12 protein-coding genes are annotated in these 13,312 nt (G+C 64.3%); 3 read left to right on the top strand and 9 right to left on the bottom strand.

The window, feature by feature from the left end:
- Positions 1 to 74: 74 nt before the first annotated feature.
- On the bottom strand, positions 75 to 395 hold the full coding sequence (locus R4P57_RS25665; protein ID WP_317805682.1) for a maltokinase N-terminal cap-like domain-containing protein: 321 nt from the start codon (positions 393 to 395) through the stop codon (positions 75 to 77).
- Positions 396 to 552: 157 nt separating this feature from the next.
- On the opposite strand from R4P57_RS25665, the gene R4P57_RS25660 reads away from it, so the two are divergent.
- On the top strand, positions 553 to 1,317 hold the full coding sequence (locus tag R4P57_RS25660; protein WP_317805681.1) for a pirin family protein: 765 nt from the start codon (positions 553 to 555) through the stop codon (positions 1,315 to 1,317).
- Here the strand turns inward: R4P57_RS25660 and R4P57_RS25655 are convergent.
- From R4P57_RS25655 to R4P57_RS25640, 4 genes are all read right to left on the bottom strand, one after another.
- Complete coding sequence (locus R4P57_RS25655) at positions 1,300 to 2,418, bottom strand: GGDEF domain-containing protein (RefSeq protein WP_317805680.1); 1,119 nt, start codon at positions 2,416 to 2,418, stop codon at positions 1,300 to 1,302. The genes R4P57_RS25660 and R4P57_RS25655 overlap by 18 nt on opposite strands.
- Before the next feature lie 105 nt (positions 2,419 to 2,523).
- Positions 2,524 to 4,107: an ABC transporter permease gene (locus tag R4P57_RS25650; protein ID WP_317805679.1), complete on the bottom strand. Its 1,584-nt coding sequence runs from the start codon at positions 4,105 to 4,107 to the stop codon at positions 2,524 to 2,526.
- Positions 4,104 to 4,982 carry an ABC transporter ATP-binding protein gene (locus R4P57_RS25645; RefSeq protein WP_317805678.1) on the bottom strand — a complete coding sequence of 293 codons (879 nt, stop codon included), beginning with the start codon at positions 4,980 to 4,982 and terminating at the stop codon, positions 4,104 to 4,106. Before R4P57_RS25645 ends, R4P57_RS25650 begins: the two co-directional genes overlap by 4 nt.
- Positions 4,979 to 5,593, bottom strand: coding sequence for a TetR/AcrR family transcriptional regulator (locus R4P57_RS25640; RefSeq protein ID WP_317805677.1), 615 nt, complete (start codon positions 5,591 to 5,593; stop codon positions 4,979 to 4,981). Before R4P57_RS25640 ends, R4P57_RS25645 begins: the two co-directional genes overlap by 4 nt.
- Before the next feature lie 54 nt (positions 5,594 to 5,647).
- On the opposite strand from R4P57_RS25640, the gene R4P57_RS25635 reads away from it, so the two are divergent.
- Positions 5,648 to 7,606, top strand: coding sequence for a M13 family metallopeptidase (locus R4P57_RS25635; protein WP_317805676.1), 1,959 nt, complete (start codon positions 5,648 to 5,650; stop codon positions 7,604 to 7,606).
- A gap of 76 nt (positions 7,607 to 7,682) precedes the next feature.
- Entirely contained in the window at positions 7,683 to 8,993 is a 1,311-nt protein-coding gene (locus R4P57_RS25630; RefSeq protein ID WP_317805675.1) for a cytochrome P450, read from the top strand.
- Here the strand turns inward: R4P57_RS25630 and R4P57_RS25625 are convergent.
- From R4P57_RS25625 to R4P57_RS25610, 4 genes are read right to left on the bottom strand one after another with little or no spacing between them, the layout of a single operon-like run.
- The gene (locus R4P57_RS25625) at positions 8,971 to 10,050 is read right to left on the bottom strand and encodes a sn-glycerol-3-phosphate ABC transporter ATP-binding protein UgpC (RefSeq protein ID WP_317805674.1); all 1,080 of its coding nucleotides are present in this window, start codon (positions 10,048 to 10,050) and stop codon (positions 8,971 to 8,973) included. The genes R4P57_RS25630 and R4P57_RS25625 overlap by 23 nt on opposite strands.
- Complete coding sequence (locus R4P57_RS25620) at positions 10,050 to 11,375, bottom strand: ABC transporter substrate-binding protein (protein ID WP_317805673.1); 1,326 nt, start codon at positions 11,373 to 11,375, stop codon at positions 10,050 to 10,052. The genes R4P57_RS25625 and R4P57_RS25620 overlap by 1 nt, the downstream gene beginning before the upstream one ends.
- A 28-nt stretch (positions 11,376 to 11,403) precedes the next feature.
- Positions 11,404 to 12,294: a carbohydrate ABC transporter permease gene (locus R4P57_RS25615; RefSeq protein ID WP_317805672.1), complete on the bottom strand. Its 891-nt coding sequence runs from the start codon at positions 12,292 to 12,294 to the stop codon at positions 11,404 to 11,406.
- Positions 12,291 to 13,223, bottom strand: a complete 933-nt coding sequence (locus R4P57_RS25610) for a sugar ABC transporter permease (protein ID WP_317805671.1) — start codon at positions 13,221 to 13,223, stop codon at positions 12,291 to 12,293. Before R4P57_RS25610 ends, R4P57_RS25615 begins: the two co-directional genes overlap by 4 nt.
- Positions 13,224 to 13,312: the final 89 nt, after the last annotated feature.

Below are 13,312 nucleotides of genomic sequence, written 5' to 3'. Positions count from 1 at the left end.
CCCCACAATTACGAACAGTCACTGAACGCGCCCACCATGGCCGCGTAACCACTGTCCACTTTCCGGGGTGAACCTCAACCGTCGAACACGGCCACCTCGCCTATCACGGGCAGTACCCACGGTCGGAGGTCGTCGGTCAGTTCGGTCCGGAACCCGAGCGGCACCTGGTAAGTCTGTGTGACGGCCGCGCCATCCTGCGTCAACTGCACCTCCACCAGCAGATGCTCGGCCGCGAAATGGGGCTCGTCCCGGAGCACGTCGCGCGCGACGATCCGCACCGCACTGACCGTCGAACCCTTTGCGCCGAACCACCGTTGACCTGGCAACCACGCCGCCAGAGCATCCTCGAGCTGGGGTTCGACCGTGCGTGCCACACTCGAGCTGGAACCGACCATGAGAATCTCTCGCCGCCTTCGGGGGAGTTTGCGAAGCTTGTGACCGTACGCAGCGAAACCTACCCACTCCCGGCGACGCTCACACACCGACCGCAAAGACACCCGAACGTTATGCAGGTCGTACGCAGGTGCACAGACATGCTCGTAGAGTGGTCATATGTCCGCTCCACTGACCGCCCACATCGACGTGCACCGCGCCGGTGATCGATCGAAAACCCGTGTGTCCTGGCTGGACTCGAAACATTCGTTCTCCTTCGGCCAGCACTACGACCCCGACAACACCCATCACGGACTGTTGCTGGTCAACAACGACGACATCGTCACTGCCGGTCAAGGTTTCGAGACACATCCGCATCGCGACATGGAGATCGTCACGTGGGTGATGCAGGGTTCGCTGGTGCATCAGGACTCCATCGGGCACTCCGGAATCATCCATCCCGGCCTCGCGCAACGGATGACCGCGGGCAAGGGCATCATGCACTCCGAGAAGAACGACTCCTGGAGCATCGACGGCAACAGACACACCGAACCCGTTCGCTTCGTGCAGATGTGGGTGCTTCCGGACAGTCCCGGTGCCACTCCCGGATACGAGCAGCTCGAGATCGGCGACGAATTACTGCGAGGCGGGTTGGTCACCGTCGCGTCGGGGATGGACAAGCATCGAGGTCAGTCCGCGATCACCATAGGCCAGAAGTCGGCTGCGCTGCACGCGGCAAGGTTGTTGCCCGGAACCTCGGTGACGGTGCCCGACGCCCCGTTCGTGCACCTGTTCGTCGCGCGCGGCACCGTCACGCTCGAGGGTGTGGGCGAGCTCTGGGAGGGTGACGCCGTCCGCATGAGTTCGACTGGTGGACAACGCATCACCGCTACCGAGCCGGCCGAGGTGCTGATCTGGGAGATGCACTCACGTCTCGGTGCCTGACGAAGTCCGATCATTTCTCGGCGTCAGGCCCGCCACGACCACCTGATTGCCGCCCTGCTGCTTGGCTTCGTACATCGCCGCGTCGGCTCGTCGCAGCAACAGCGTGGTGAGTTCGACGACGTCGAAACCGATGTCTTCGGCAATCGGGTACGTGCAGTGCGCGACGCCTATGCTCACCGTCAACGGTGCGGAGTCCTCCGCGGAATGCGCGGCACACCGATAATTCTCGGCCAGTGCGAGGGCCTCGTTCTCGGCCGATGTGGTCACCACCGCGAACTCCTCACCGCCCACCCGCGCAACCAGCACACCGTCCGTCGTCAACCGACGTGCGACGAGCTGCAGGGCCGCGTCCCCCTGGTGGTGACCGAATCTGTCGTTGATCGACTTGAAACGGTCCACGTCGACGACCATCACCGAGACATCGGTCGCACCGAGGAAATACACCGGTAGTGCCTCGTCGAGCCCTCGTCGGTTGCGCACCTGAGTGAGCGGGTCGAAGTTGGCCGCCTGCGCCTGGACCTGCAGTTTGAGGAGCAGGTACTGGAAGAAGGTGGGGCCCATGAACGTGATGGGGACGAGCACCACGAGTTGCGCGATGGCCAGACCGTGATCGGCGTCGGGCGAGAGCAAGATCAGCACGAAGAACAGCGTCACGGCGGTTGCGGCCCACAGCAGATGCAGAGCCATCACTCTCGGACTGTGAAAGAGCTGGACGTACACGCTGTTGGCTGCGAGCATCGCGAGGGCCAAAAAGACGGTCTGAGGCGATCCGTAGGACAACAGAATCAGCGTTACTCCGAGGTCCGAGTACGCGCCGAACATCAGGGACACCCGCTTCGACGGCCACGGAGCCTTCAGCCAGGCGACACCGACCAGCAGCGTCGACACGATCGCAACGACGAAGATCGACCGACCGATCGCAGAGGTCGGCGGGGCGTCGGTGAGCAACAGCAAAGCGGCTGCGCCGAGTCCGTACAGGAACGTGCTCAGAGAAGCAGCGAGGCGATACGGTGCGAGCCCACCGTGCAGTCCGAGGTAGCTCACCACCGACTCGTAGCTGTGCGGCTGGTTCCACCACGTGCGCAGGAATGTCGATTGCACGTAACCTCCATGCGCGTTCGGCTCAGAGATCACGGACCCGACAGGACGCCACCATGTTGGACCGGGCCGGACAAATCGACCACCGCTGACGCTATTCGACCGACGTCACGCTCGGATGCCTCTTCGTCGGAACGCTGTGAAACCTCCTATGCCGACGACGACGGCGACCATGACGAGCCACCCGATCGGCGCGAGGGCGAGTGCTGCTCCCGGCAATCGCGGAACGTGAGTGAAGGGCGAGAGATCGAGCCACGGCTGCGGCAGGCCCACCACGGACCCGACCTGGCCGAGGGCGACGAAGCTGCCCAGAACAGCCCACAGGACGGTCGCGAATCGAGGAACAGCGCCGAACAGGGCCACGCCGATGGCCGTCACCACCCACACGGCCGGCAGTTGACCCAGTGCGCCGAGCAGGACGGACGGCAGTTCTCCTGCGATATCGCCGGTGGCCGACCCGTACGTCAGGCCGATGGTGAGGCCGACGACCAGCAGCAGCCACGCTGGGCCGAGGACGGCGAACAGGAGGTGACCTGCCAGCCACCGCAGGCGCGAGACGCCGGTGGCAAGCACGATCTCGGCCAAGCCAGCCTCTTCTTCGCTGTGCAGCCGCAGCAGGGCCGAGACCGAATACGCAGCGACGACGACGCCCACGATACTCAGTACAGCGGCGATGAACGACTGTTCGATGGTGGTGCCACCGAACTTCTCCAGTGCGTCGCTTATGACCGCGCTGCTGCCGAGTTGCCCACCGATGCCGTGGGCCGACGAACCGATGGCGATGCCGAACAGGGCGATGCCGACGGTCCAGCCGACGGTGGCACCGCGGGTCAGTCGCCACGCGAGCGCAACTGGCCCGGCCAGTGACCGGTCCGCCGTTGCTCGGCCACGGCGTTCGGCCAACAGTCCACTACCGAGATCGCGACGGTCGGCGACCGCGAGGGCCGCGGTGAGAAGCACCGACGCGATCACCAGCGACAGCAGCATCGGCCACCACCTTTCGCCGGCGAACGGCCGCACCTGCGCCGACCACCCGATCGGCGAGAACCACGACAGGGTGCCCGAGCCTGCGTCACCGATCGCCCGCGCGGCGAACGCCACGGCCAGCACACCGAGTGCGTAACCCCGAGCCGCCCGCGCCCCCGAAGACACCTGTGCCGCCAGCGCCGCACAGCCGACGAAGACGATTCCGGCCACGGCGACCGACACCCCGTACGCGATGCTCCCGGCCACTGGGAGGCCGAACGCCCACAGCGAGACGAACGACAACGTTCCCGTCGCCGTGACACCGCCGCCCGCAAGCAGCATTGCCGCTGTCAGCCCCGCGTATCTGCCCACTGCAGTCGATCCGATCAGCTCGGTCCGACCCGCATCCTCCTCACCTCGGGTGTGCCGAACCACGGTGAGGATCGCCGCCAGCGGAACCAGCGTCAGCACAAGACCGGAGCGCCACGACACCAGAGCGCCCAGGTCGCTGCCGAAGATCGGGCCGACGAGCGCTGCCTGCGCCGGCGTCGACAGGGTGCCGAGATAGAACGCTTGCCGGTCTGCCGCCGTCGGATACAGCCCTTCGAAGCTGACCGCGTAGAGCAGCGGGAGAGCTCCGAGCAGAACCACCCAGATCGGCAACACCAGGCGATCGCGGCGCAGATACAACCGCAGCAGAGCGCCCGTCCCGGTCAGGGCGTTCATGCGTAGTACCTCAGGAACAGTTCTTCGAGCGTCGGAGCGGAACTGACCAGGCTGCGGACTCCGGCGTCGGCGAGTACGTGCATCGTCGCCGCAAGGGCGTCGTTCTCCACCGTGCAGGTGACGGAGGATCCCTCGACTCGGACTTCGGACACCCCCGCCAGCGTGGCGAGACCGTCGGGCATGCGCTCGAGATCGGCGGTGACCGTCGTGCGAGACAGGTGTCGCATCGACGCCAGGGTCCCGGTATCGACCGTCCGTCCCTCTCTCACGATGGTCACCGAACTGCACAGCGCATCCACCTCGGACAGGATGTGCGACGACAACAGCACCGTGACTCCGCGTCGGGCAGCATCTTTCACGCATTCGCCGAAGTGCTGTTCCATCAGCGGATCGAGTCCCGAGGTGGGTTCGTCGAGGATCAGCAACTCGACGTCGGAGGCCAGAGCCGAGATCAGCGCGACCTTCTGCCGATTGCCCTTGGAGTAGGTGCGGGTGCGTTTACCGGGGTCGAGGGAGAACCGTTCGAGCAATTCGACGCGGCGGGCGGTGTCGATGCCGCCGCGCATCCGGCCGAGCAGATCGATCACTTCACCGCCGGTCAGCGACGGCCACAATGTCACATCACCCGGGACGTAGGCCAGGCGTCGATGCAGCGCCACGGGGTCGGCCCACGGGTCGCCGCCGAGCAAGCGCACCTGGCCCGACGTCGCGCGGACGAGCCCGAGCAGGACGCGGATCGTCGTGGATTTACCGGCCCCGTTGGGGCCGAGGAAGCCGTGCACCTCACCGGTCGGTACGTGCAGGTCCAGTCCGTCGAGCGCCCGGACCGACCCGAACGTCTTCACCAGCCCGTCGACTTCGATTGCCTCGGTCATTTCTTGGCCTCCAGGTACGCGTCCAAAGCTCGAGAATCGGTGAACAATCCGTCGGTGTAGAGCTCGAGTGCAGGAAGCATGATCTCGTCACCGAGCGCGCTCAGAGCCTCGCGGAAATCGACGTCGGGGCCGGCCATCTGCACGTACAGCAGTAGGCCGCCCACGTTCTGTCGTGTCAGGAACCGGGCGCGTGCCGCGGGGTCTCGGCTGGGGGTGAAACGGCCGTCGCGGACCCCGTCGTCGATGTAGCGGACGGCGTCGTCGACCATGTGCTCGAACAACTCTCGTGCCAGCGTGCCGCCGGCGGAGAAGCTCCGCACGATGTAGGCGACGAGCGGCGCGTACTCATCCATCCGGGCGAGCTGTTCCATCATTCCGGTGGGTTCCGCCGACGCGGCCTTCGACTCGCGAATCACCCGCAGCACGTGCTCGTCGCACGCTGTGCGCAGGCCGTCCTTGGACCCGAAGTGGTGATTGAGCAGCCCAGGCGAGACACCTGCCGCCGTGGCGATGGACCGCACGCCTGCGGTGAAGCCCAGGGAGCCGAAGACGCCGATCGCGGTGTCGCGAATCCGAGCCCGGGTGGTGAGATCCTCCGTTGCTGTACGCATGTACAGCACATTAAACACCCGTTCAATCAAGCGCAAGAGTGTAAAGATGGACGGATGACTTCAGTAGTGAACTCGGGCATCGATCTCAGCTTCCAGGACGAGAACACACGCGCACAGGACGACCTGTTCGTGCACGTCAACGGCAAATGGCTCGAGGAGTACGCCATCCCGGCCGACCGCGCCGTCGACGGCGCATTCCGCACCTTGTACGACCGCGCCGAGGTCGACGTCCAGACCATCATCGAAGAATCTGCCGACGCGAACCCGCCCGCGGGCAGCGACGCGCAGAAGATCGGCGATCTTTTCTCGAGCTTCATGGACGCCGATCGCGCGGAGCAGCTCGGCGTCACTCCGATCGCCGACGAGCTCACCGCCATCTCCGACGCCACCGACCTCGTCACCCTCGCAGGCGTTCTCGGCTCCCTGCAACGCACGGGCGTCGGCGGTGCCATCGGCCACTACGTCGACACCGACGCCAAACAATCCGATCGCTACCTCGTGCACTTCAGCCAGTCCGGAATCGGCCTGCCCGACGAGTCGTACTACCGCCAGGACGAGTACGCCGAGATCCGCTCGAGCTACCTCGAGCACATCTCGAAGATGTTCGCGCTCAGCGGCCTCGGGTACGACGCACAGACGGTGTTCGACCTCGAGCAGAAGATCGCCGCCGGTCACTGGGACGTCGTCGCCAGGCGTGACGCCGAGAAGAGCTACAACCTCGTCGACTACGACACGTTGGTTCGGAACGGTGCCGGATTCAATTGGGCTGCATGGATTTCCGGCCTCGGCGGAACCACCGAGCAGTTCGCCGAGATCGTCGTTCGGCAGCCCCCGTTCCTCAGCACCTTCGTCTCGCTGTGGACTTCCGAGGACATCGAAGCATGGAAGGCGTGGCTGGCCTGGCGCGTCGTCCATTCACGGGCGCCGTTTCTCACGAGCGCGATCGTCGACGAGAACTTCGCGTTCTACGGAACGACGCTGACCGGTACCGAGGAGAACCGCGAGCGCTGGAAGCGCGGCGTCTCCCTGGTGCAGGACGTGCTCGGCGAGGCCGTCGGCAAGCTCTACGTCGAACGCCACTTCCCGGCCGACTCCAAGGCTCGGATGAAGGTGCTGGTCGACAATCTCACCGAGGCCTACCGCCGCAACATCTCCGAGCTCGAATGGATGAGCCCGGAGACTCGCCGGCGAGCGCTCGAGAAGCTGGAGAAGTTCACTCCCAAGATCGGCTATCCCGATCGGTGGCGCGATTACGGGAGCGTCGAGATCAGCGCCGACGACCTGCTCGGCAACTACCGCCGCGGCTACACCGCGGACTATCAGCGCGACCTCGACAAGCTCGGCGGACCCGTCGACCGTGACGAGTGGTTCATGACGCCGCAGACCGTCAACGCCTACTACAACCCCGGCATGAACGAGATCGTCTTTCCCGCAGCCATTCTGCAGCCACCGTTCTTCGACCCCGAGGCCGACGACGCGGCCAACTACGGCGGTATCGGAGCCGTCATCGGCCACGAAATCGGTCACGGATTCGACGATCAGGGTGCCAAGTACGACGGTGACGGCAACATGGTCGACTGGTGGACCGACAACGACCGCACCGAATTCGGCAAGCGCACCACGGCCCTGATCGAGCAGTACAACGAGTTCGAGCCCAAGGCACTGCCCGGCCACAAGGTCAACGGCGAGTTCACCATCGGCGAGAACATCGGCGACCTGGGTGGTCTGTCGATCGCGGTCGCCGCCTACGAGATCTCGCTCGAAGGCAAGGACGCGCCGGTCCTCGACGGCCTGAGCGGGCTGCAGCGCGTGTTCTTCGGGTGGTCACAGGTGTGGCGTACCAAGGCTCGCGACGCCGAGGCGATCCGTCGACTCGCCGTCGACCCGCACTCGCCGCCGGAGTTCCGCTGCAACGGCGTCGTGCGAAATCTGGACAGTTTTCACGAAGCATTCGACGTACGGCCCGGAGATGCGCTGTACTTGGACCCGGGGAAGCGCGTCAAGATCTGGTAGCTCCAGGTGAGTGGAACTTCGTAGCGTGCTACGAAGTTCCACTCACATCCGTTGGGCAATGGGGAGGGAATTTCGGATGAGGGAATACGCACGCTGGCTTGCTGCTCACGGGGTGATTCGGTTCGCGGCCAAACGAGCAGCGGCCGCGGGTGATCCGCAGGCGATGTTGGTGGCCGATCCGGCGACGCGGGCGAATCCGACGCCGGTCTACGAGAAGCTGCGCGCCACCGCGCCGCTGGTGAAGACCCGGATCTCGAACATCACCGTGCACCACCGGGTGGCGTTCGACCTGCTGCGCTCGGACGACTTCCGCGTCACTCAGCTCGGTGCAACCCTTCCCGGTCCGTTGCGGTGGGTCGAAAAGCACACGAGATCCGGCGCACTGCACCCGATTCTGCCGCCCTCACTGCTCTCGGTCGAGCCGCCCGACCACACCAGGTACCGCAAACTCGTGTCCTCGGTCTTCACTGCCCGCGCGGTGAAGAAGATGCGCGACCAGGTGCAGGAAACTGCCGATGCTCTGCTCGACGAGCTGTCCGACGGCTCTCCGGTCGTCGACATCGTCGATCGCTACTGCGCGCGACTGCCGGTCGCGGTCATCGGACGCATCCTAGGCGTTCCCGAGGAGGACAATAAACGGGTCCTCGAGTTCGGCGAGATGGCCGCACCCAGTCTCGACATCGGATTGTCGTGGTCTCAGTTCAAGCAGGTCGAGCGTGGGCTGATCGGGTTCGACGCCTGGCTCTCGCAGCACATCGCGGAGCTGCGCCGCAATCCCGGTGACGATCTGATGAGCCAGCTGATCGCTGCGAAGGACGAGGGTATCGGCCTCAACGACGCGGAGCTCAGGGCCACCGCAGGTTTGGTGTTGGCTGCAGGGTTCGAGACGACGGTCAATCTCCTCGGCAGCGGCATTCGACTACTGCTCGACAATCCCGACCAACTGGCTGTGCTGCAACAGGATCCGTCGCACTGGCCCACCGCTGTCGACGAGATGCTGCGGATGGAGTCGCCCGTACAGCTCACGGCCCGCATGGCCAAGCACGACGTGGAGGTCGAGGGGGTGACGGTGCACGAGGGCAAGCTCGTCGTGCTGGTGCTGGCCGGTGCCAATCGGGATCCGCTGGTGTTCGAGGACCCCAATCGCTTCGATGTCACCCGCGCCAATGCCGGTAAGCACCTGTCGTTCTCGGGCGGGCGTCACTACTGCCTCGGTGCTGCGCTGGCCAAGGCCGAATCGGAAGTGGGGCTCGAGACCCTCTTCGATCGGTTCCCTCACCTGCGGTCGGCAGGCGAGGGAACCCGTCGTAACACCCGAGTCCTACACGGATGGGCCACGCTCCCGGTGGATCTCGGTGAACCGGCTACGACAACCGCAGGCCGGTAACGGAGTCGAAGAAGAACAGCTCGTCGAGCCGGGGCACCAGTCGAATCGTTTCGGCCAGTGCGATCGACAGCTTGCGATCGACTCGGACCGACATCCTCCCGGACGTGGTGGTCCACCCACCGATCGCGACGGGCGCGGAAGCGTAGACGAACGACTCCGCACCCAGTTCCTCGATCAGCTCGACGGTCAGTTGCAGGCCGGTACTGTCGCCCACCAGGTCCCACGATTCCGGGCGTACACCGACGACCACTCGCTCGCCCGCCGAGGACGGGACCGGAATGCGCAGCTCGCCGACTACGGCAGCGCCACCCTCCACGGGGGCGTCGACGAGATTCATACCGGGTGACCCGATGAATCCGGCGACGAACGTGTTGACGGGATTGTCGTACAACTCCCGCGGAGCGGCGATCTGCTGCAACTTGCCGTCCAGCAGAACTGCGACACGATCACCCATGGTCATGGCCTCGACCTGATCGTGGGTGACGTACACCGTCGTGGTGCCCAATCGTCGCTGCAGACCTGCGATCTGGGCCCTGGTCGACACCCGCAACTTGGCGTCGAGGTTGGACAACGGCTCGTCCATGCAGAACACCTTGGGCTGACGCACGATGGCGCGCCCCATGGCCACTCGCTGACGCTGCCCGCCGGAGAGCTTGCCGGGCTTGCGACCCAGCAGCGGCTCGAGCTCGAGCATCTTCGCCGCATCGAGTACTCGTGCTGCGGTGTCGGACTTGCTCATTCCGGCATTACGCAGCGCGAAGCCCATGTTGTCGCCGACGGTCATGTTGGGGTACAGCGCGTAGTTCTGGAAGACCATCGCGACGTCCCTGGCCCGCGGAGCCAGCGAGGTGACGTCCACTCCGCCGATGTCGATGTGACCGCTTTCGACGGACTCGAGACCGGCGAGCATCCGCAGACTCGTCGACTTCCCACAGCCCGAAGGTCCGACGAGAACGATGAATTCACCGTCCGCGATGTCGATTTCGAGGTTGTCGACAGCGAGCGAATCGGCACCCGGGTACCGATGCGAGACACCGGCGTAGTGAACGGCGGCCATTACTTCGGGAGCTTCGGGGTGATCTGGCGGTCGATGATCTGCTGCAGCTGATCCGAGATGGACGCGAACGTCGTTGCAACATCGGCATTTTGCAGCGCAATCTGCTCGAGTCCACTACCGATGATCTTGTCGCCACCGGGGACGAATACGCGGGCGTAGTCCTGCGAGCGGGTCAGCGCCAATTGATCCACGGCCGTCTTCGCGTTGGGGTTCGCCTCGAGGAATGCGATCTCCGACGGGTCCTGCTGCGCCGACTTGCGGACCGGCATGTAGCCGGTGTTCTGGGAGAAGTAGGCGGTGTTGGCACCATTGGTGACGAAGTCGATGAACTTGAGCGCGTTCACCTTTCGCTCGTCCGAGATCTTCGCCGGGATGGCAAGGCCCGCACCACCGGTGGGGCAGCCGGGGGTGCCTTCGGTGGCCGGAAGGAAGGCAGTACCGAACTCGAACGCGGCACCGGCCTTGATGGTGGACAGGTCGCCGGTGGAGGCGATGGTGGACGCGAGGATGCCCGCGGCGAAGTCGTTGGCGATGTCGTTGGACACCGCCGCGTACTTCTTCGTGTGGATCATGTCCTGCAAGAACTTGCCTGCCGCAATGGTATTGGGGTCGTCGAACTTCAGTTGGAACTGATCGGAATACGATCCACCGAACGTCCAGATCGGTCCCTCGAACGTCCACCCGAGGTAGTCGACGGCGTTACCCCAACCGTGAGCGAGCTTGCCGTTTCCGACGACGGCCTGGATGCGCGGGCCCCATTCGTCGAATTCCTGCCAGGTGGCCGGTCCGCGATCGGGCAGTCCGGCCTGCTGCCAGACGGCCTTGTTGTAATAGAACAGCGGCGTCGAGCGCGCGTACGGCAATGCCCAGTGGCTGCCGTTCCAGTTGTAGTCGGCCAGCAGCGAATCCACGTAATCGGACTGGTCGACGCCTGCTGCGGAGAAGTGCTTGTCCAGCGGCTCGATCGCACCGGTGAGCGCGTAGTTGAACCACCAGACGTCCGAAAGCACGACCACGTCGGGCACATCGTTGCCGGACAGCGCCGCGTTGAACTTCTGCGACACCTCCTCGTAGTTCTTGCCACCGTCGATGAGATTGACCGTCAGGCCTGGGTTCTCGGCCTGGAAGCGCGAGATCAGTTCCTTCTCGAACTCCTGGGACTTGCCCGGGTGGTTCGACCAGAAATTGATGGTGTTCGCATCGCCTTCGACAGCCTCGCCGCCCGACCCACCCGATCCGGGACCGCTGCACGCCGCGAGGGCTGCGGCGGCCGCAGCTGCGCCGGTGAGCGTGAGGAAGCCACGCCGATTGATGCTGTGTGCCATGGTGTTCGACTCCTGATAGTGAGGTGAATCAGCCCTTGACCGCACCGGAGGTGAGGCCCTTGATCATGTGGCGTTGCAGGACGAGAAAGACGAGAAGGATCGGCAGAATGGTCAGCACCGTCGCGGCCATCACCGCGCCCCAGTTGGTGTAGCCCTCGCTGTTCTGGAGCAGAGTCAACCCGACCGGAAGCGGTGCGACCGACGAGTCGTCGGACATCAGGAACGGCCAGAGGTATTCGTTCCATTCCGTGACGATCGTGATGATGGCGAAGGCCACCATGGTCGGGCCCGACAGCGGCAGGATCACCCGGAACATCAGCCGTACCGGTCCGGCACCGTCCATACGCGCGGCTTCGATGATCTCCGGCGGCAGCGACAGGAAGTGATTGCGCATCAGGAAGGTACCGAAGGCGACACCGGCTAGCGGAATGATGATGCCCTGGAACGAGTTTCGCCATCCCAACTCGGAGATGAGCGAGTAGTTGGAGATGACGGTGATCTGATTGGGCACCATGAGCGCGGCGATGATGACGAGGAAGACGATGTTCTTGCCCGGGAAGCGCAGGAACACCAGACCGTAGGCGCTGAGAACCCCGAGGACGAATTTGATGGACGACACGGCCGTGGTGATGATGATGGAGTTGCGCAGATACGTGAAGAACGGCACCTCCGTCGTCGCCTCGTCGTAGTTCTGCGGATGAAACACGCTGGGCCACCACGTGACCGGCTGGACGTAGATGTCCGGTCGATCCTTGAAGGAGGTGATCAGGATCCAGAACAGTGGCAGCCCGATCATCAGCAGGACGGCGACCATGGCCGCATATCCGAGGATATTCGCGCCACGACGTGCACGCTGCTGGTCGCGCGGCCCGGGCACCTTCTCCGGCGTGGCCATCCGAGGCTTGTTGGTCACAGTCATCGCTGATCGTCCCGATCCATGATTCGTACCTGCACGAGAGTGACGATCAACAGCACGAGGAAGAGGATCGTCGCGACGGTGGCACCGTAGCCGGCCCGGAAGTTGCGGAACGTCTCCTCGTAGACCTGGTAGACCATCGTGGTGGTTCCGGTGGCCAAAGGGCCACCGCGCGTCATGACGTTGATGATGTCGAAAACCTGAAGCGAATTGAGCAACACCGTGATCGACAGGAAGAACGTCGTCGGACGTAGTTGCGGCAGAAGCACTTTGCGGAACGTGGTCCAGCGGCTCGCCTGATCGATCTCGGCCGCTTCCATCAGCTCCTTACGCACACCCTGCAGGGCCGCGAGGTAGATGACGAAGGTGTAGCCCAGGTTCTTCCACAGGTACGTCACGGTGATCATGACCATCGCCCATTTGGGGTCCTGATAGAAGTCCGGAACCGCGCCGAGGCCGAGGCGTCGCATCAGATCCTGGACCAGCCCGAAGTTGGGGTCGAAGACGAACTGGAACGCGATGCCGATCGCCGCACCCGAGATGACGTACGGTGCGAAAACCGCGGAGCGAACGAAGTTGCGGCCCCTGAGCTTTCGATCGAGCAGCAGTGCGAGCACCAGGCCGAGAACCAGTGACCCCACCACTGCGGCGACCGTGAACACGACGGTGTTGCCGACGATCTGCCAGGTGTCCTCGCGAGACGCCCACTCGCGGTAGTTGTCGAAGCCGACGAACGTGGAGGTGGGCGAGGACAGGTTCCAGTCGAAGAACGAGAACTGGAAGTTCTCGACCAACGGCCGATACGTGAATACGCCCAACAGAACCAGGTTGGGGCCCACCAGAATCAGGAAGAGTGCGTAATCGGTCCACGGCCGCGAGAAGAAACTCTTCTTCCTTGCCGTGGGCAGCACTCGTTCGGTTGTTGCACTCACCGCGAGGACTGTGCTCAGCCTCGGCTAACGAACGGTGAACTCAGCCTCAACGTCTCCTGACGCTCAGGCCAACCTATGTGAGCGGAACT

This window comes from Rhodococcus sp. IEGM 1330, from assembly GCF_033142445.1.
Lineage (GTDB): Bacteria > Actinomycetota > Actinomycetes > Mycobacteriales > Mycobacteriaceae > Rhodococcoides.
Note: the sequence above shows the minus strand (reverse complement) of the source record. Positions and strands in the feature narration are given on the sequence as shown.